19 protein-coding genes are annotated in these 18,835 nt (G+C 59.5%); 9 read left to right on the top strand and 10 right to left on the bottom strand.

Translation table 11 applies throughout. The annotated features are described in order from the left end of the window. Nucleotides 1-6: 6 nt before the first annotated feature. Complete coding sequence (locus G5S37_RS09345) at nt 7-1,779, bottom strand: hypothetical protein (RefSeq protein WP_165203011.1); 1,773 nt, start codon at nt 1,777-1,779, stop codon at nt 7-9. Between the two features lie 210 nt (nt 1,780-1,989). Between G5S37_RS09345 and G5S37_RS09340 the strand changes: the two genes are divergently transcribed. The 4 genes from G5S37_RS09340 to G5S37_RS09325 all read left to right on the top strand — a co-directional run bounded on the left by G5S37_RS09340 (nt 1,990) and on the right by G5S37_RS09325 (nt 4,504). Next, on the top strand, nt 1,990-2,706 hold the full coding sequence (locus G5S37_RS09340; protein ID WP_276617058.1) for an IS5 family transposase: 717 nt from the start codon (nt 1,990-1,992) through the stop codon (nt 2,704-2,706). Between the two features lie 322 nt (nt 2,707-3,028). Beyond that, a complete protein-coding gene (pyrE, locus tag G5S37_RS09335; RefSeq protein WP_165203007.1) occupies nt 3,029-3,610 on the top strand; it encodes an orotate phosphoribosyltransferase in 582 nt (193 codons plus the stop codon). 51 nt (nt 3,611-3,661) lie between these two features. Continuing rightward, nucleotides 3,662-4,057, top strand: coding sequence for a hypothetical protein (locus G5S37_RS09330; RefSeq protein ID WP_165203005.1), 396 nt, complete (start codon nt 3,662-3,664; stop codon nt 4,055-4,057). Between the two features lie 72 nt (nt 4,058-4,129). After that, nucleotides 4,130-4,504, top strand: coding sequence for an ankyrin repeat domain-containing protein (locus tag G5S37_RS09325; protein ID WP_165203003.1), 375 nt, complete (start codon nt 4,130-4,132; stop codon nt 4,502-4,504). On the opposite strand, the gene G5S37_RS09320 is transcribed toward G5S37_RS09325, so the two are convergent. From G5S37_RS09320 to G5S37_RS09295, 6 genes are all read right to left on the bottom strand, one after another. After that, nucleotides 4,496-4,879: a hypothetical protein gene (locus tag G5S37_RS09320; protein WP_165203001.1), complete on the bottom strand. Its 384-nt coding sequence runs from the start codon at nt 4,877-4,879 to the stop codon at nt 4,496-4,498. The genes G5S37_RS09325 and G5S37_RS09320 overlap by 9 nt on opposite strands. Before the next feature lie 313 nt (nt 4,880-5,192). Continuing rightward, nucleotides 5,193-6,656, bottom strand: coding sequence for an Asp-tRNA(Asn)/Glu-tRNA(Gln) amidotransferase subunit GatB (gatB, locus tag G5S37_RS09315; RefSeq protein ID WP_165202999.1), 1,464 nt, complete (start codon nt 6,654-6,656; stop codon nt 5,193-5,195). A gap of 124 nt (nt 6,657-6,780) precedes the next feature. Next, nucleotides 6,781-7,449, bottom strand: coding sequence for a hypothetical protein (locus tag G5S37_RS09310; RefSeq protein WP_165202997.1), 669 nt, complete (start codon nt 7,447-7,449; stop codon nt 6,781-6,783). A 290-nt stretch (nt 7,450-7,739) separates the two neighbouring features. Beyond that, nucleotides 7,740-10,223 (bottom strand): outer membrane protein assembly factor BamD, encoded by a 2,484-nt coding sequence (gene bamD / locus G5S37_RS09305; protein ID WP_165202995.1) that lies wholly within the window; start codon nt 10,221-10,223, stop codon nt 7,740-7,742. Between the two features lie 772 nt (nt 10,224-10,995). Further along, on the bottom strand, nt 10,996-11,412 hold the full coding sequence (locus tag G5S37_RS09300) for a hypothetical protein (protein WP_165202993.1): 417 nt from the start codon (nt 11,410-11,412) through the stop codon (nt 10,996-10,998). A 52-nt stretch (nt 11,413-11,464) separates the two neighbouring features. Continuing rightward, nucleotides 11,465-12,094 (bottom strand): hypothetical protein, encoded by a 630-nt coding sequence (locus G5S37_RS09295; protein ID WP_165202991.1) that lies wholly within the window; start codon nt 12,092-12,094, stop codon nt 11,465-11,467. Between G5S37_RS09295 and G5S37_RS09290 the strand changes: the two genes are divergently transcribed. Together G5S37_RS09290 and G5S37_RS09285 are read left to right on the top strand one after the other, a co-directional pair. After that, nucleotides 12,093-12,266 carry a hypothetical protein gene (locus tag G5S37_RS09290; RefSeq protein WP_165202989.1) on the top strand — a complete coding sequence of 58 codons (174 nt, stop codon included), beginning with the start codon at nt 12,093-12,095 and terminating at the stop codon, nt 12,264-12,266. The genes G5S37_RS09295 and G5S37_RS09290 overlap by 2 nt on opposite strands. A gap of 308 nt (nt 12,267-12,574) precedes the next feature. Then, entirely contained in the window at nt 12,575-12,784 is a 210-nt protein-coding gene (locus tag G5S37_RS09285; protein WP_165202987.1) for a hypothetical protein, read from the top strand. On the opposite strand, the gene G5S37_RS09280 is transcribed toward G5S37_RS09285, so the two are convergent. Together G5S37_RS09280 and G5S37_RS09275 are read right to left on the bottom strand one after the other, a co-directional pair. Then, nucleotides 12,781-13,644, bottom strand: coding sequence for an SDR family oxidoreductase (locus G5S37_RS09280; RefSeq protein ID WP_165202985.1), 864 nt, complete (start codon nt 13,642-13,644; stop codon nt 12,781-12,783). The genes G5S37_RS09285 and G5S37_RS09280 overlap by 4 nt on opposite strands. Nucleotides 13,645-14,078: 434 nt before the next feature. Then, complete coding sequence (locus tag G5S37_RS09275; RefSeq protein WP_165202983.1) at nt 14,079-14,324, bottom strand: hypothetical protein; 246 nt, start codon at nt 14,322-14,324, stop codon at nt 14,079-14,081. A gap of 507 nt (nt 14,325-14,831) precedes the next feature. Here G5S37_RS09275 and G5S37_RS09270 point away from each other — a divergent pair. Then, entirely contained in the window at nt 14,832-15,278 is a 447-nt protein-coding gene (locus tag G5S37_RS09270; RefSeq protein ID WP_165202981.1) for an SRPBCC family protein, read from the top strand. Nucleotides 15,279-15,398: 120 nt separating this feature from the next. Then, nucleotides 15,399-16,001: a GAF domain-containing protein gene (locus G5S37_RS09265; protein WP_165202979.1), complete on the top strand. Its 603-nt coding sequence runs from the start codon at nt 15,399-15,401 to the stop codon at nt 15,999-16,001. A 41-nt stretch (nt 16,002-16,042) separates the two neighbouring features. Here the strand turns inward: G5S37_RS09265 and G5S37_RS09260 are convergent, their stop codons facing one another. Then, nucleotides 16,043-16,186 (bottom strand): hypothetical protein, encoded by a 144-nt coding sequence (locus G5S37_RS09260; RefSeq protein WP_165202977.1) that lies wholly within the window; start codon nt 16,184-16,186, stop codon nt 16,043-16,045. Between the two features lie 785 nt (nt 16,187-16,971). On the opposite strand from G5S37_RS09260, the gene G5S37_RS32510 reads away from it, so the two are divergent. Then, nucleotides 16,972-18,303 carry a hypothetical protein gene (locus G5S37_RS32510; protein WP_240914842.1) on the top strand — a complete coding sequence of 444 codons (1,332 nt, stop codon included), beginning with the start codon at nt 16,972-16,974 and terminating at the stop codon, nt 18,301-18,303. Nucleotides 18,304-18,835: the final 532 nt, after the last annotated feature.

Genomic DNA, 18,835 nt, shown 5'->3' with positions numbered 1-18,835 from the left:
GCAACATCACTTCAGCATTTCGAGCAGGAACCCACGGGCGAGACCCTTGCTTCTCAAATGTTCGCCCACACGGATGGCTCCTTCGCGTTTGACGGGATCCGCCAGCGCCTGGACGACGAGTTGGTTCGCTGAGTTGATCAGGGCATCGGCAATCTTGTCGGTCTTCGCAGACTTGGTGGCGTTCAGGATGGTCTGCACCATTCCCAGTCTGGGCATCTCATACGCAGCCATGGCCACCACCATCTGGTCCTCGGGAGACAGGGAGGAAAATTCCCACCAGAGGCGCGTCAACATTTCAAGATCGCCGATCCTCACGAGGGTCGCAGCCAGGATGTACTTGGGTTTCTGAATGAGTTCGGACGATTGCCCCGCCCCAAATTCTGCATTGGGAGGGAGGGTAATGGAGGGCGCGCTCAAGAAGTCTTTCCGTATCTCCTCCATCACCCAGGTCTGCGGACTTTTGGAAAGCAACCACAAGGCGCGATTCCAGTATATCCCTTCCTTCTTCGCAGTCGTGTAAACACGAAAGAGCAGCCGCAATGCAGCCGGGTCGTCCGCTTTGATAAGGGCCTCGTATCTGGCCAGGTCGCCGCTCAGCAGCGCCTTCACCGGTTCGCTGTCGCTCAACTTGGCGAAGTCCGGGATCTCCACTGGGGGCGTGGGAGCATCGGAAACTCGCACGGCAACCGGTTCCGTGCCGGGCTTCCGCGCCTGTGGGTGTGCTTGTGCTTGTGCCTTCCTGAACTCCTGCGACTCCGTCCCGACAACCGTTCCTAAAGGTGCCCACTCCAATTCATTACGAAGCACCTTGCGATAAAGCGAATGATCACCACGGGGTTCATCGGTGATTTCAAACCTGGTCACCACCTTCTTACGAATCAGAAGCTCAAGTACACGAGCGGAACTGAAGCGAACCTGGTCGTAGTTCAAAAACGTGATGGATTCCAACTCGGCCATGTCTGTCAGTTGCCATTCCCCATTCTTTTGCGTGAAGCCCCAGTATTCGGTTGCATTGGTGGCGCTCACTCTCCACAAGGCGATCTTGTTCCCTTCAAAATAGCCGGTGCGCAGCGTCAGTTGCGGATCGCGCAGGGAACTCCACTCTGACTGATGCAGCACCTGCGGAGTCCCTCCATCAGGCTCCCAATACAGAGTGGCCATATAGGTATAGGGACTCGCGTGTGTTCGGATTTCTTTGACGGTGCCGCCACCGATTTTCAGAGAAATCGGGGCTTTTATCGGTTCCTTCCCTTCATTTTCAATATGCGTACCTGACGGGGTCCACTCCAATTCATTGCGAAGCACCTTGCGGTAGAGCGGATGACCGCCACGGGGTTCATCGGTGATTTCGAACTTGGTCGCCACCTTCTTGTACTTCAGGAGTTCCAGTACACGCACGGAACTGAATCGGACCTGGTCGAATTCCCAGCTCAAAACGGATCCCATCATGGCTTTGTCCGTCAGTTGCCATTTGCCACCTTTTTGAGTGTATGCCCAGTATTCCGAGTGGCCCGGGGCGTCCCCCCTCCACAGGGCAATCTTGTCCCCGTCAAAATATCCAGCGCCCAAGGTCCATTGCATCGCGGTGGCACCCTCTACCGACGGATCCAGCACCTCGGGAGTTCCTCCATCGGGCTCCCAGTACAAGATGGCCTGATCGGTTTGCCGGACAGTGCCGCCATTGATCTTCAGGGAGATCTCTTCGGCTGAAGACTCCCTCCCGGTCACGAGCAGTATGGCAGACAGGATAATCGCGCTAAGAGAGGTTTGAGGCCACATGGTCCGGTGAGTTTTTGGGTGCTTTCTTTTACCAGAAGTTCCTGACAGCCCCTAGGGCGTGTTTTGATAATGTAGGACGACGAGATTGCCTGGGCAATGTTCTTGAGTGATAGGTGATTGCGATGCAACCAATCAAACGTTTGTGGCTGTCGGACGCCCGCTGGGAGGCGCTAAAAAAATTAACGTAAGCGGTCGGAGAAAGATTTTTCGATTCGATCCAAAAGGAGACGCCGGCGTGGCCGTCCTTCCAAGGATGTGCGGTTGATGCTGGAGGGCATTGTCTGGGTGCTGCGTACAGGAGCCCCATGGCGGGACCTGCCTGAGGGGTTTGGCCCTTGGGAGACAGTGTACGGTCGCTTTCGTCGCTGGCTGGCGGGTGGCCTTTGGCAGCGCCTTTTAGGCAGGCTGGCACGCTACACCACAGGCAAGCTGCGCCACATGGATGCTACGTGCTGCAAGGTGCATCAGTTTGCCAATGGCGGACATGGAGGAGTCCAAGCCAATGCCATCGGGCGCACCAAGGGCGGGGCCAACACCAAGGTTCACGCCTTGGTAGATACCAAAGGCATGGCCTGTTGCGTGAAGCTGAGTGCCGGACAGGTTCATGAATCTACAGTGGCTCTCGAGTTGACCAAGGCCGTGCCCAAAGGCTGTACGCTGGTGGGAGACAAAGCCTATGATGTCGATGCCTTGCGTGACCATTGGGAGGACCGCGGTGTGGGCGTTTGCGTGCCCGCACGCGAGAGACGCAAGCAGCCAGCCGCACATCATAAAGGCTGGTATCGCAAGCGTCACCAAGTGGAAAACTTCTTCCAACGCCTCAAAACCTTCCTTCGCATCGACCGCCGCCTCGACAAACTTGCTGCCACCTTCCTCGCCTTTGTTCAGCTAGCTTGCGTTCTCAATGCTATCAAATACCATTTCTAAAACACGCCCTAGTGCATTCCGTAGGCAGGGCCTACATGACCGCAAAACACACAAAAAGACTGCGTGGCTGATTCAACGTAGAAGGCCCCTCCAGAAGCCTTTTTTACCCCGTGCACTCCACTCATCATTCTCGAATGCCTCAGTCAAACCCAGCGCCAAAAGCTCCTGGCTTTTTGCGTCTCCTTGCGGCCAATCAGACGCCCCCTGACAAGGCTTCTGAAGAAGCCTTCTACATTGGAAGAGCGCCCGCTACCGTAGCCGTGGACAAGCGGGCAGCCATGGCTATAGGACACGATCACACTTCCATTCCCCCTCCCTTCCCATGCCCGACCTCTCCCTGACCGAAGCCAAAGCCGCCCTCCGTGCCATCCTGCTCAAGAAATCCGTGATGCGCGGTGACTTCACGCTGGCCAGTGGTGCCAAGAGTGACCTGTACGTGGATTGCCGCCTCACCACGCTGGATGCCGAGGGCGCGAATCTCGTGGGCCAGGTGATGCATGCGCTGCTGCGCGAAACGGAGAAGGAAGCAAGCGCCTTCCCCGTGGGGGTGGGTGGCCTCACCATGGGCGCGGACCCCATTTCGCTAGCCATCGCCATGTACTCGCACCTCGCTGGCGATGCCTTCCCAATTCACGCCTTCAGCGTGCGCAAGGAAGCCAAGTCCCACGGCCGCAAGAAGCTGGTGGAAGGCAACTTCAAGGAAGGCGATGCCGTGGTGGTCGTGGATGACGTCATCACCACCGGCGGCTCCACGCTGAAGGCTATTGATGCGATTGAAGCCGAAGGCGGGAAGATCGCCTTCGTGCTCGTGCTGCTGGATCGTGAAGAAGGCGGACGCGCGAACATCGAAGCCCGCGGGTACAAGGTGGCGTCGGCGTTTACGAGGACGACGGTGCTGGGGTAGCGCGACCCTGCGCGAGTGAGGTCGCGCTACAGATAGTCCATCGCCCAGCTTATGGATGAAGCGACCCACATTGAAAATCCCACGATCACGCGGGAATGGAGACGGGTTTCCTCCGACATCCCGGTGACTCTTGTGTGGGCCTACGACACAGTCGCGAGTCTCGAACTCGAAGACTGCTATGACTCCGAGGCTGCCACGCTCCCAGCGGGACAGCTCATCATGTTTTCGCAGGTCACCGAAGATCCCCATCTGTATCTTTGTGACCTGGATGACCCTCGATTCGTCGAAAAAGCGGTTCTACCCACCGGACGAATTCTGCGTATCTGGCCATACCACTCAGCTACGCGCCTGCAGGCGGTGATTGAGGCGGAGCACTATGACAAATCTACCGTGCCAGCCACGCGGCCCTCGTGGTCGGAGAGACTGTTCAGACGCCTGGCGCGATGAACACCTCCCCTCCTGCCCAAGGAACCAAATCAGGCAGGAGATTCCCGCAATCCTTGGAGTCCAGTGCCCTTTATGAATCCCTCCGTCCAATCCATCCTCACCAACCTCAAAAATGATGGACTATTCCATTTCATCGACGTGGACGAGATTGAGCTGAACGGCCGTTATGCGTTCGGCGAGACAGCACTTCATATCTTCGCCACTCGTGGAGATTTGGAAGCCTGTCGCACGCTGCTGGAAGCGGGAGCTGGGGTGAATGTTCCGGGAGAATATGGATTCACCGCTCTGCATGAGGCGGTGAGCCAGGGCCATGCGGCGGTGGTGGCCTTGCTGCTTGAGTATGGCTCGAATCCAAATCTGGAAGCGGAACACGATTTTGGGAACGCTTTTGAAATGGCCAAGATGATTCATCCGGAGGTCTTGGAGGTGTTGCGTGCCTCAGTGTAGTTCGAAAACCACCGGCAGGGAATCCTTCTCCAGGTAGAAGTGGCCTTCGTAGTACTCCTCATGCGAATGCGAATCCATGTCGGCCTCCGCACCGAAGGAGGCGACATTGACGGCGAGCATGGCGAGCGACGCGCCACACCCCCTGAACTCAAGGGTGCTGCACTCCGGGTTCACGATGACGGACACCCTTTCCTCGCCGCCACAGGTGACGACGATGCCTTGAAGAAATGCCGCATAGGGCTCCGGGTTACCCTCTTGTGAAGCGTGCATCCTTGCCTGCCCTGGTGTACGCAAAGCTTCTGTAAGCGCACGGTATTCCTCTCGCGTGGCAAGCACGGCGACTTCAGGAGTAGTGGCTGAGTAGAAGAGCTTCATGGGAAAGTCGCATAATGCGGGTGAAGCGGTAGACCTGCAACGCGAGGTAGGGTTCTTGTTTTTACACCCGCGCAAGGTGGCGTATCCTGAGGGCTTGGCGACTTCGTCGCGGTGAAGCGTGCAGCAGGCTGCACTTTAGGAAAGCGGCAGCAGGGCTGCGCGCAGTCCAAGGCCTTCGGCACCGCTTCCTTATTTTGGGCTAACGTTCACGTACAAAGCGGGAGGCGTTCGCCTCCATGACGGCACCAGGCTAGTGCCGCTCCCTGCGAACTGACGCAGCTTTCATGCACCGCTCCCACCGTCGCACCGGCAGCTATGACAACTTCGCTCGCAACAGCTCACCGAGCACCTTCGGGTTCGCCTTGCCGCCGCTGGCTTTCATGATTTGGCCGGTCATCCAGTTCAGCACCTTGTCGTTGCCGGCTTTGAACTCTTCCACCTTGGCTGGGTTGGCGGCGATGACGTCGTCGCAGAGCTTTTCCAGAGCGCCGGTGTCACTCACCTGCTCGAAGCCTTTTTCCTTGATGACTACGGCGGCGGTTTTGCCGGTGGCGAACATCTCGGCGAAGACTTCCTTCGCTTGATTGTTGCTGATGCTGCCCGTCTCCACCGCGGCGACGAGCTCGCTCAGGGCTTGCGGAGTGATGGGTGACTGCTCCAGCGTCACGCCATTGGCATTCAGCACGCCAAGGAGTTCGTTGATGACCCAGTTCGCAATTTTCTTCGCGGGCACCTTCGGTCCGGCGGCGGCCACGGCCTGCTCGAACCATGCGGCGAGGGACTGCTCGCTGGCCAGCACGTTCGCATCGTACGCGCTCACGGCGTAGTCCTTCACGAAGCGGTCGCATTTCTCATGCGGCAGCTCGGGCACGCGCTTCTTCGCCTCAGCGAGCAGGGGCGCGGTGCGGATGGGAAGGAGGTCAGGACAGGGGAAGTAGCGGTAGTCATGCGCGTCTTCCTTCGTGCGCATGAGCTGGGTCTCGCCGCGGTCATCATCCCAGCGGCGGGTGCTTTGAATGAGCTTCTCGCCACGATCGAGTGCTTCGGTCTGACGCTCGATCTCCGCGTGGATGGCGCGGCGCACGGCGCTCACGGAGTTCAGGTTCTTAAGCTCGATCTTCGCGCCAAGTTCCTGCTGTCCTTCCGGACGCAGGCTGATGTTCACGTCGCAACGGAGCTGGCCCTTCTCCATGTCGGCATCACTCACGCCACCGTAGAGCAGGATCTGGCGCAGGCTGTTGAGGTAGGCGAAAGCCTCCTCCGCGCTGTCGATGTCCGGGTCGCTCACGATTTCCATGAGCGGAGTGCCGGCGCGGTTGAAGTCGAGCATGGTGCCAGCGCCGGTGTGCGTGCTCTTGCCCACGTCTTCTTCGAGGTGGATGCGGGTGAGCTTCACCACCTTGCCGGGGTTCTTGATGTTCTTCTGCGCGTCCTTCGGATAGGCAAACTCATACAACGGCACACCGCCACCGAGACACAGGGGCAGGTCGAACTGCGTGAGCTGGTAGTTCTTCGGCATGTCCGGGTAGAAGTAGTTCTTGCGGTCCCACTTCGAGATTTCCGGCGTGCTGCAGCCGAGCATGAGCCCGGCGACCATGGTCTTCTCAATCGCCTCCACGTTCAGCACCGGCAGCGCGCCCGGGAGCCCCAGGCAGGTGGGGCAGGTGTGCGTATTCGGGTCCGCGCCGTATTCCGCAGGGCACCCGCAGAACATCTTGCTCCGCGTGTTGAGCTGCGCGTGGACTTCGAGGCCGATGGTGGTGATGTACTTGGGCATGAAAGGAGGCGGGCGGGGGCGAAACGGAGTCCCTTTGAGTGGCTGAATCTGGGGCGGGGGTCAAGCGGTAAGCGGTGCGACAGTAAGCGGTGAGCGGTAGGACGGTGGGGCACCGAGCCTGGATTCAGCCGAAGGGGAACTTTTTGTGCTTGGGCCTCTTCGCATGGGGTCGATTGTACGAAGGAGCTGGCGAATGCGCCCCACGCAGCAGAGCCATCCTCCATGAGATTTTGATGGTGTACTGCCTGTCGAAGGGCTTGCGAGTGCCGTTTTTGGAAACCCACTCTCCCGCTACGCGCACCACATAGGGATACGGCCGGGGTTTCAGATCCACCGGAAAGTCAACACTCCCAGAGGGAAGCTCCAATGCTTTTCTCAAGGAACTTAGAAGGCGCGGATCGACCTTGTGAGACACCAATCGAATGGTCGTGGGATCCTCCAGTAGAATGACCGACTTGGCACCGCGACGCGATGGAGTCATCTGCACTTCACGAAGCACCACATGATCCACGGTACCATCGGGCTGGGTAAATCTCAGTGAGACTTTGCTGTTCTTTCCTGTTTCCTTCTCAAGCAGAAACAGGGGATCCGCATCGAAGACAGGACGGTACCGAGCTACCCAGGAGCACCAGATGTCAGACGGATAGTTCTGCGACGGACCAACGCTGTCGATACAGGCGCGGGTGCGGCTGGAAAGGGTACAGCTTGCGCCTCCAACGAGCAGAAGTCCGCATGCCAGCCAGCGAAACAGGAGGTACAGGAATTTTGCCGGAGAGCTGGATACTTTTGCCATCGCTTGAGAGAATCAGATATTCCATCACCCCGCAAGGGACAGGGAATTGCGCCGTCAACAGTAGGACGGTGGGCTGTAAGGGTGCGCGGCGTGACTGGGGGTGGCGGGCGCAGTCATTTTAATCGCAAAGCAGCGAAGCAGCAGAGCAGCAAAGATGAATATGGAGCAGGGACGTGACAAATCAGCCTCTTATCCTTTGTTGCTTTGCGACCTTTGATGATAGCGGGTAAAAGCGTCAACACACCGAGCACCTCCACCGTCGCACCGCTTACCGCTCACTGTCGCACCGGCTACTTCTCCCAAATCAAATGCTCCAGCCGCAAGCGCTCGGCGCGCTGGGCGGCTTCGTCGGAGCGTTCGCCGCCGATTTTGGCGAGGCGGTCGGCGAGGCGGGCGGCGGCTTCCCATTGCTTCTGGCCTTCGAGGAGTTCGATGGCCATGAATCCGGCGCGGAAGATCCACACGCGGTCCTGTGGGGAGAGCTGCATGGCGGTTTGCGGGGAAAGCCCGGCTTCGAGCACATCGAAACACGCTTCGAGTGCAGCGGAGCGGCGACCGGCTTGCTGATGGCACTGCGCAAGGAGGATGCCGGCGCGCTGGCGCCAGGCGCGGGAGGCGTTCTTGTCTTCCACGACCGAGCGGAAGACGGAGGCGGCGTCATCGAGATTCTTCGGGTCCTTGCGCGCGAGCAGCACGAGGAGTTCGCCCTTTTCCATGATGAGGTCGAAGCGCGCATCGCCTTCCGGTGCGGGCTTGCTGCTCAGGAGGGCATCGATCACGCTCAGCGCCTCATCTTCTTTGCCCTGACGACGCTTGGCCACGGCTTGCTGACGGCGCGCTTCAGAGGCGAGTGGGCTCTCACGTGCGACGAGTTCTGCCCAGAGCCCGATGGCCTTCTCCAAGCCTGCAGGCGTGAGCTGGGCCATGGCTGCCTTCCCCGCAAAGAAGATGGCGACATCGGCATAGGGTGAATCGGCGTGCTCTTCCGCGAGCGTCTCAAACTCCGCGACGGCGCGGGCGTATTCCTCACGGCGATAGTAGGCTTGCGCGACCTTCATGCGCACTTCATCACGCCAGTCGGACTCAGACCACTGGGCGAGGAAGTTCGCACCGGACGCGGTCACGCCTTCCAGGTTCCCCGCAGCCTCATGCCACCACACGCGGATATAGGCGAGGCGCTCGCGCCACTTGTCCTCCAGCGCGGGGATTTGCTCCGCGGCATCCAGCGCGGCGCCGGCGGCCTTCGTGCGGGCGGGAAGGTCCAGCATGGCCAGCTCCGCCTGCGCGATGTGAGCCTCCACGGCACGGGGGTGGTGTGGATACGCCTGGAGAAACTCCTCCAGTGCCTTGTCCGCCTGCGGGTCGCGTTTTGCCGCGAGTCCGAGGGCGCGCTCCAGGAGCAGCTTCGGCGCCTGGTCCTCTGCCTGCGCCTGAGAGGAGGGCTGGAGAGGCAGGCCACCGGCCGGCACGGTCACCGGCTGCTGGAGCTGGGCCAGGCACACGCGGAACTTCTCTTCATCCTTCCCTTTCACGGCGGACATGCCGGCATTGTAAACGGCGAGGCGCAGCAGCATGGTATCCGAAGTCTCCGATGCAGTGCGCATGAAGTGATCCCCAGCCCCGGCATACTCGCCACGGGAAAAGCGTACGATGCCCAAGATGTAATCCACAATATCAGGCCCCGCATTTCCATAGCGGCTGCGCCAGAGGTCGACCACGCGGTCATCCGCGCGCGCCGCGCCGTACAGCGCCATCAGCGCGCGCAGGGCATCCGCCTGGCGTGCGTGGTCCGGGTAGAGGATGCGGAAGCTCTCGAAGAAGCCTATGGCCTCTTCTCCCCTGCCCCGCTCCACGAGCCACTGGCCGATGTGATAGAGGGCGAGCGCATGCCGGTCCGGCGGCGTGGGATCCGCGGCCCAGGTGAGCAGGGTTTTCAGCACCGAATTGTCATCCTCCGGCGCAACAGTGCGGAAGAGGGCGAAGGCCTGCTCCAGGTAATCGCTCGGCGTATCGCGATCCATGAAGGCGCGCAAGCGCTTGGCCGCGATACTGGAACGCCCCTGCATGGCATACGCCTCAGCCAGGCGCACGAAGGAGGCATCATGCAGGCGCAGCGGCAGCGACTCGCTCGAATCCAGGTACCGGCGCAGGACAACCTCCGCCTGCTTCCCCTCCCCTTCCTCCAGCAACGCGACCGCGCGGACGAACTCCGACTCATTCGTACCGCGGTCCGGTCCCAGCCGGCGCAGCACGACGTCCGCACGGCCGGACATGGCCTCGGACTCATTGCTCAAGTCATAGGCCTGCTCGGCGAGCACGCCGTAGGGATTGGTCAGCACGTCCTTGAGTGACTTACGCCCGGCATTCTCACGTCCCTGGCCGATGATGGCCTTGCCCAGAGCAAGGTTTGCCTGCGAAGGGTACTTGTTGGCAGGCGTTTTCAGGTAGGTCTTCAGCTCGGCCTCGGCTTCTTTGAACTTCTGCTGCAGGAGAAAGGCCTGCCCTTTCCAGAAGGGAGCATCCGGCACCTCGAAAAGGGTCAGGGCGACCAGAGCCTTGTCTGCCAGCCCGGCACGGAGGAGGGCATCTACAAGGCGCTCGCTGAGCTGGGCAGACTCCTGACGGGTGAGGTCCTTTTCCTTGAGCACCTTTTCATACTTCAGCGCAGCCACCTCATGCATGCCCTCCTGGGAGGCGGCGAGAGCGAGTTGATAGGTGGGGCGGTCCGCCAGGGCCACCTTCTGGGCCGGGACTGCGGACGCGGAAAAAAGCACCAAGCCGCAGGCAAGCGCGATGGCAGCAGGCCTGCTGAAACAACAACAACAGGTCTGAAACAGGGAAATCGGGCGATGGCTGGCGTGCGGGAAGTCGCGCTGCGGCATTCAGATACGGTACGAGCGCCCCGGGAAAAGCTCAACCGGGAAGGTGGCGGGCGGTAGATAGCCCTCTCTGGGTGAGGGAGGAACGCAAAGCAGCAGAGCGGCAAAGAAACTGAAGGAGGTTAGGCGTCCCCGCCTGACAGTGGGCGTTAGGCCTCCGGCCTGACGTTAGGAACGTCAATTCGCGATTTCACGCAGAAGGGACGATTCCGGTTAACCGCAAAGGGGCAGAGAGCGCGGAGGATCGCGGTCGGGTGGACTTGGCGCTCAAGAGCGAGGCGTCGTGTCAAGGAGTGGGGACATTCCTGTCCCCATTTTGGATGAGCAGGACCTTGGGACAGCGAACTAATCCCCGATGGAGCAGGATTGAGATTCACAGGCAGGAGCAACTTTACAGGCAGCCACCTTCCCATGGGGACAGGAATGTCCCCACTCCTTGACGCAAGGTATCGCCGCAGATGGAGATGTATTGGCCAGTGATGTCTCCGCTTCTCTGGCCCCTGCGCTCACTCAGCCCCCTCCCGCTCCTCTGCGTCCTTTGCTGCTTTGCCCCTTTGCGGTTAACCCAGTCGTCCCTTTGGCGTGAAATCGTGAGGTGGCACTCCTTCCGTCAGGCCGGAGGCCTAACGCCCGCTGTCAGGCGGGACGCCTCACCTCCGAGGGGCATTCACTTTTTCTCTTCCTCGAAGGCGGCGCTCAGAATCTGGAAGCCATCGGTACCGTCGAGTCCCTCGAACTGACCGGCGTCCACCTGGCTTTTGATATAGGTGAATCCTTGCCTGGCCTTCCGAAACAGCTCCACCACCCCTCGCTCATGTCGGTCGTTCTCTTTCTTGCGCAGAGTCGCCAGCTCTTTGTCCCTGTCGGAAAGGGTGGACTTCAGTGCCGCCAATTCGGCCGTGAGCTTGTTTTCCTGGGCGAAGTAGGAAGCAGACTTCGAATTCCACTCCGCCTCCCGTTTCTTCAGCCCTGTGGAGGCGTGATTGGAGGCCACCAGATAACCTCCGGCGAATCCCAGCCCCATGAAGATGCCAATCACGGTGAGCCACAGTCCACTCGCAAACCCTGTTGATTCCGTTTGCATGGAGAAAACCCTTTCTCCACAAACTTACCATACAGAGGCGGGGGCCGTCAACTCACCTCGCCCCCTCTTTTACCGCATCGTAGCCGGCAGAGAGGCCCTCCAAATCCGGATTCTCGAAGATGGTCTTCAGCCGCTGGTAGCCATTGGTAAGAGCCAGCCCCTTGAAGTTGCCGGCAGCCACTTCGTGCTGGATGTCATGAAAAGCATTCTTCGCGGTGACGACCTGTTCGATGGAAAGCGGGCTCTGCAGGTCAAAGCTGTCCACCGCCATGGCAGTCCTTCTTGCCACTTCGCGATACAGTTGGGCTGCACGCTCCGCCTTTGAGGTAAGGGCCTCTTCCAGCAGCGAGATTTCGGCTTCCTTGTCGTCCTTGTCCTTCTGCGCTGTGGTTGTCACCCGCTGCAGGTCGGTGGTCAAGCTCTCCACCTTCTTGCGCAGGTTGGTCATCTCTTCATCCTTGTCCGTGAGTTTCACGTTCAACACGGCAAGCTCCCTCGACAGCTTGTCCTCGCGGGAGCGGGAAGCCCTGGCCTGGGCCTCCCACGTTGCCTCCCGTTCCTTCAATTGGGACATCGCGCGGTCCGTCGCCACAAAAAAGCCGCCTGCGTAGGTGATGCTGGCGCAGATGGCCATGATGGCAAGCCACGACCCAGCGGAATAGACAGGAGAAGAGGTATGCATGGAAAAGCGCTCCTTTCTCCATGAGCATACCAGACATTTTCATCCGGAGGAAAATTTTTCGGGAGGGCCAGCGGCGGCGGAAGTGACCGAGCTGTCACTCAAACGGCGCTTTGCGGCGATTCGTGCAAAGTGCAGTAGCGCCGCCGTCGAAAAAACGCATCTGCTCACTTGAACTGAAAACGAGATGCGTGAAACTTCCCCGCCGAATTTCATCAATGAAGGTATTCCGAGTCGCACTCAGCTCTCCAGGCACGACCGTTGTCGAGGCCAATTCCTGCACCCCAGATGATGATTCACTCCGCTTCCACCGCGGAGGCACGCTGCCTGCTGAGCATCTGCCGCCCACGGTAATAAAGGTGGAAGAGTCAGCCATGACAGCCCTGGAGAGCTCAGGCTCAGTGCTGCCTCCTGTCTCGGTACTTCACCCTACGAAACACAACTAGAAACAGACTCCATAGGAACGATTGCAGATTTCAAAACATGAAGGTCTACAGGGTAGTTTTGAGCAGCGTAGGAGCCGTCCATGTGGAAGCCGACCGGTATGAAGGAGATGACTCCCTCGTGCGATTCTTCCGCGGGGATTCAGTCATCGCCGAGTATCCAGCCTCTTCCGTGAAGGAAGTGGGCGAAACCGGCCATCCTCCCGCAGGCGGCGGTGGCTTCTTCAGTGCGCACGCCGGGGAGGATTAGTATCCGTTACCTTCCTCCGCCTCTTTCTCTGCTGCGATCTCCACGTCGCCGCGCTGGCGTTTTACCTTCTCCTCGGGCACATATTCGTACATGCTCTGGTTGAGCCTGGCCTGAGTGGATTCTGGCAGGATACGGCGTGCGGCCACGAGCATCTTGTTCATCCCGCCAGGCACGACAAAAAGCTCTCCCTTCATCAAGCCTTCATAGCCGACTCTGGCCACGTCTTGGGGAGCCATCACGTTCGAGCCCTGGAAGGCCTTTACGGCAACCATGTCTGCCTTGGGGAAGAAGTCCGTGTCCGTAGCGCCCGGGCACAGGGCGGTGACGCTCACTCCTGTATCCTCCAGCTCAATGGTCAGGGCCTCGCTCCATGAAAGCACGAAGGCCTTCGAAGCATGATACACCGCGAGCATCGGTCCCGGCTCGAAGCCGGCGATGGAGGCGACATTCAAAATCTTCCCCTGGCCGCGCTCGACCATGGGCTGGATGAAGAGCTTCGTGAGTCGCAGCACGGCTTCGATGTTCAGCCGGACGGTGGAGATGTCTTCGTCGATGGGAATCTCCCAGGACTTCCCACGCATGCCGTGACCGGCATTGTTCACGAGAATCTCCACGGCCTCCCCGAGCTGCTCCACGGCGACGTAGACTTCCCGTGCGGCATCCGGCTTTTCAAGGTCCTTCGCGATGACCTCAACTTTCACACCGTGCTTCGTCTCAAGCTCAGTTTTCAGCGACTCCAATTCACTCTGCCCTGGCGCCACCAAAATGAGTGGGTGGCCATGCTCGGCAAACTCATGGGCGAGGTGGAGACCGATGCCGCTTGAAGCTCCGGTGATGAGCGTGGTGTGTTCGGAATTCATGGATGAGATGGGGCTTGGGGAAATGCGCGTTCGTGTTTGTGATCGTGGAATCGCGTGCCGGATATGCTCCGTGCGACTCGCAACGCTGAAACGCCCCCCTGATGCGCGCCTCATGGCGGAGCTCACGCTGCGTCCAGCCCACGGAAGCACCACGATACCGGGAGGTATGAGGAGACGGCATGGATGTTTCAGCGCGCGGAGCGACGAACTTACCCAAGGTGTTGCATGGATCCCCTTGTCGCATGGACCACTCCTGGTAGCCCGACGTCTCTGATATGAAGATTCGGTTCCAACTTTGCTTGGCCTTTGTACTGCGGGGACACAGACCAATACCCAACTCCTCCAACAAAACGAACTGGCAGTGGGAATCACCCACTGCACCGAGCAACGCATCTTTTCCTCCGTGTCATTCCCGCATTGCAGGCAACCTCTCGCTATGTTCGCGAGGTGAGGCGGAAGACACTTCCGCACAAGCCGACGGTCTCGATCTGCTCCGTGCTTCTCAGGCACTCCCATGCGCCGGGGAGATCGTAAATGCACTCAGGCGCGTGGATTTCCGCCGCCTCAACCACGTCCTGCAACGTGAAGGGCGTGGGCAAAAAGCTGCAAATTTCCGCCAGCTTCCCGGCAAGGGGATGCTGGACGGGTACCGGGGAGTAGTAGTGAGTCAGTGCAGTCATCTTTGGGGGGTGTGACCAGAAGCAGAATCGACACACGCTCCCCCGGCCAACGTGTGTGTTTGCAATTTGAAACAAACTTCACCGGCTTCGACCCGATGCCTCAAACCGTCAGCCGCCCAATGACGGCGCGCCTAGCCGCAACCGGGAGCCTGCGAGTCCTCTCTCCCCAAGACGCTCAATGGCACCACCATCCTGAACTCCGTGCCCTCGCTGCCAATTTGTCCGCTCTCGACCAAGGTGGTCCACCCTTCGGAGAAAGTCTCACGCGGCGCTCGCGGATACATTTCCACCATGCGCACTGCAGCTTGGTAGAGCGAAAAGTTTCCGCCTGCGAAGCTGTCACAAACCGTCCTCACCATCCCTTCTGGCGATTCGGTTTTCACATCCACTGAATCGCAAGCGGAGCATCATCTCTCGGGAGGAATCTGAACTCAAATTAAGGTGAATGCCTGATTGGAATCGAGCCCACCCTCCTCCACAGTCCCGTCCCCCGCTCCCATTTCCTCGATGACCAGCATCCAAGTGGAAATCCACATCGCCTGTCCCGCCCCGTTCATTCATGAAGCACTCAGACAGCACCAGGACTGGCCCACGATTGCCCCAGAGAGCTTCGTGGAGGCGCCTCGTGAAATCGGCGACCGCCTGTGGATCCGCACACGCGTGACGGGTGCGGAGAGAGTCTTCGGCGCGCGGCTGGTGTCTTTTTCGAAAAACCGGGTGAGCTGGGACACGGATCCCCTGACGAAGGTGTCCGGTGAAGTGACTCTCCAAGAGATGCTGCCGGGAGAGACCCGCTTGCTATTCGAGTTCCGCTACCGTCGGGAAGGCATGATTGAAGCCGTCTTCGCTTCGGGCGATTTGGTGAAGCGGCGATTGGAGGATGACTTGGAGAGGCTCAAGCAGGTGCTGGAGGAGCGCCACGCAAGCGGCGGCCCCTCGGGCGGGGAGAACTGAGGAGTAAGTCCGCTTTGTTGCCCGCAATTGCAGCTTAATCGTGGGCGAGGATTGACACGGTGCCCAGTACCCGCGTTGATAAGGAAATCTCTGCTTACTACGATTTCCTTAGAGGCTCCCATGCAAATTCCCCACCTTGGCCTGGATGCCGTCATCGCCACCGAAGAGCTGAATCAGCGTCCTTCGCGGCCACCGGACCACGCCGAGGAAGCCCAGGCGCTGCTGACTCTGACCCAGGCGCTCTCGGCGCATCCGGAAGAAATCTTCCAGCAGCTCTGCCTGACCGCGCGGAAACTCACGCGGGCTGAGTCCGCCGGTGTGAGCCTCTTGAATGCTGGCGCCGGGCGCTTCGTCTGGCCTGCGGTGGACGGTGGACTGGCGAACTATGTGAAGGCCGGCACGCCGAGCGACTTCGGCCCGTGTGGGACGGTGATTGAAGGGCGGCGCCCCGTGCTCTTCCAGCATCCTGAGCGTCACTTCGACTACCTCGCGTCCATCACGCCGCCGTTGGAGGAGGTCCTGCTCTCCCCCTTCTTCCTCAAGGGCGAACCTGTGGGTACCGTGTGGGCAGTGATGCACACGGCAGGCAAAAAGTTCGAACCGGAAGACCGGCGTCTGCTGGACAGTGTGGCCAGCTTCGCAGGTCTGGTCTACGGCGTGTTTCTGGACACCAAGACTCTGGCTCCCTACATGGAAGTCGCGCCTGGGGATAGCAGGGGCTAGCGGTAGTGCGCTCTCGCTCGGGTGGGGTTCCGTTTCATTTTTCAGCGCGCGAGCAGGACCCACAAGAGCACGCCGCCAAGGATGACTGCCGCCAGCAGCCAGTAGGGCCATGTCTTTCTTGCAGGGCGAGGCGTACTCTCCTCCCCCATGAGGGCCTTTTGTAGATCGAGAATGGGCTTTTTCACCCCGCTGAATCGCAGGCAGCGGGAATGCTGTGCGTTTGAAGAGCGCGCTGGTGGTTTATCGCAAAGCAGCGAAAGCAGCAGAGATGAGGAAGAAGGGAATGCGATGCGCTTGGTGGAGTGCAGGAGACGCCTCACCGCTGGAGGGTGTGTAGTGATTAGGACGAGTTGAAAATGAAAACAGGTCTTGAAGCGCGGCCACTTACTCAATGTCTTACGGCAAGCCAAGGAGTGGGAGCATTCCTGCTCCCATGTTGAGGTGTGTTACGTCCCAACATAAATGCCACCCAACCGTGCCCACGAAACGAAGCGACTCTCTCGCAGGGAGCGGCACTAGCCTAGTGCCGTCATATGCAGCATAACCACGTAAGGAGCTTGAAGGCGTCCTGGAAAGCTTCGAACAGAAAGGCTCCGCACCCTATTTGCCAACCACCGGCACTAAGGCTAGTGCCGCTCCCTGCGGGTCATCCGTTCCTCGTCTTTGCTGCTCTGCTGCTCCGCTGCTTTCGCTGCTTTGCGTTAAGAACAAACGCAGGCACCGCTCCGGCAACCGTTTACCCACGTTTGCGACACGGACAAAAAGCATACACGACAGCATCTTACGCCGGACAACAGAGTCAATATTTGTCCATTTGGTTTATCCGACACGTTTCCAGGGTCATTCAGTGTTTCGGACGGTGCGATTGACTCTTCACGACTGCATCAAAGTCTGGTGTCATACCGGCCTTCGCTGCCCAGCCCTGCCCGGCTCTCACTCAATCCACAAGCACCTTTCTCGTATGGCGGATTTGAAACCTACTCCTTCACAGCATTCGCCTGGTGTCACGCCATCTGCACCGCTGGCCCCGCCAAAGCAGCCCGGAGTCATCAAGCGATACTGGGCCAAGGTGGGCGGAGGATCTTTCCTCATCAGCCTGATCATCCATGTGTGTCTCCTCGTGGGGGCGTACTTCCTCGTGGATGAGCTCGTCACGGAACCCAAGGTGGACTTCCTCTCCGGAGGCGGCAGCAAGAGCGGCCAGGAGTCCAGCCAACAACTGGCGACGCAGGTCATGAACAAGAAGCGCACGGCGCTGACCCAGACGACACCGATGCGCAAGGTGGTATCACTCAACGCGACTGCGGCCATCGCGCTGCCGGAGATCCCGATGGACACCTTTGAGATGCCGGAGATGAAGAGCGTCATGGGTGGCGGCATGATGGGCTCCGGCGGCTTCGGCAGCAGCGGCGCTGGCGGGGGCTTTGGCTCCGGAGTGGGCACTGGTGGCATGAAGGGCTTCGTGGCACGCACCTTCTTTGGCAACCTCGGCGCTACCGGCGGCGTGCCTGGAGTGCTCTATGACCTGAAGCAGGACCGCAAGGGCAAGCCGCAACCCTACAATGCCAACGAGTATTTCCAGAAGGTGAAGGCGTTTGCGGACAAGAAGTTCGGGGCCTCAGAGATGAGGGACTACTACCAGGCTCCGCAGCAGATGAACTTCACCTTCCTGGCGGTGCCTCTGATGACGGCCGATGAGGGTCCCAAGGCCTTCGCGGTGGAGAAGGATGTGCAACCGCGCGGGTGGCTGGTGCACTACACTGGCACGCTCACGCCGCCGGAGACGGGCGAGTGGCGCTTCGTGGGATACTTCGACGATGCGCTGGCGGTATACATCAACGGTGAGCCGGTGCTGGATGCTTCCCGCGATGACCTGGTGAATCTGGGTGAAGCGAAACCGAACCTGGAGGTTCGTGAACCCTGGGGCGGGCGCGGTGTACTCAATGGTCGCTGCATGGGCGGCAGGTGGGTGGAACTCAACGGCCCCTTCAAAATCGACATCATCGTCGGCGAGCGTCCCGGTGGCCAAGTGGGTGGACTGTTGCTGGTGGAGCATCGCAAAACCAAGTACAAGAAGACCGACTATGACCTGCCCATCCTGCCGCTCTTCACGGTGGGAAGGCCGGAGAAGGAGGACATGGAGCGCATGAAGGAATTCTCCGCGAAAATCGAGAACCAGATTGGTGGATTGGAGTTGAAGAACATCCCCATCTTCAACACCGGAAAAACGCCCATCAATGACCGGAACAAGTGGAAGATTACCCCCGGCATCGGCCTGCTGCCGGCGAAGGGCGGGAATTGAGTCAGGGCCTGGCTTCGCGCTCAGGAGAATTGCTTCACGAAGTCGCAGCGCTTCACCTCACGCGACGGGACCTTTACCCGCAGGAGGAACAGACACTTGTACAAACAGACTGGCGCGACAGGTCGCCGGCCACCACACCTAAAAAATAGTGTCGTGGGAGGCTGAATATCTAAAGAACTGCATAGCCAGCTTTTTCACAACGCCTCCGCGTTTCCAGTCGATCGCACAAAACCACCCGTGTGTTTCCATGCGATACAGCGGTGTCATGAAACAAGAACTCGTCGAACCGCTCAGAAGTAGACAAACGCTTCGTCCGCCGGGACTCATCCGGGCAAGTTGCAGGGAGCGATGACGGGGTCAGCTATCGCAGCGTACCGCCGCTGGCATGCCTGGATCTAAGCCAAATTCGGAGAAGGAGATAGGGACGACCGTTGAGTGAATGGCCGATAGAATTCAGGAACATCGAGGCGCACTGCGAAAAAATGTCCGGTCTGGGGAAGGTCAAACATGTGATCCCTGAGTGCAGGGTGTG

Origin of the sequence: Roseimicrobium sp. ORNL1, from assembly GCF_011044495.1 — a bacterium.
Taxonomy (GTDB): domain Bacteria; phylum Verrucomicrobiota; class Verrucomicrobiia; order Verrucomicrobiales; family Verrucomicrobiaceae; genus Roseimicrobium.
This window is presented reverse-complemented; position numbering and strand designations above follow the sequence as displayed.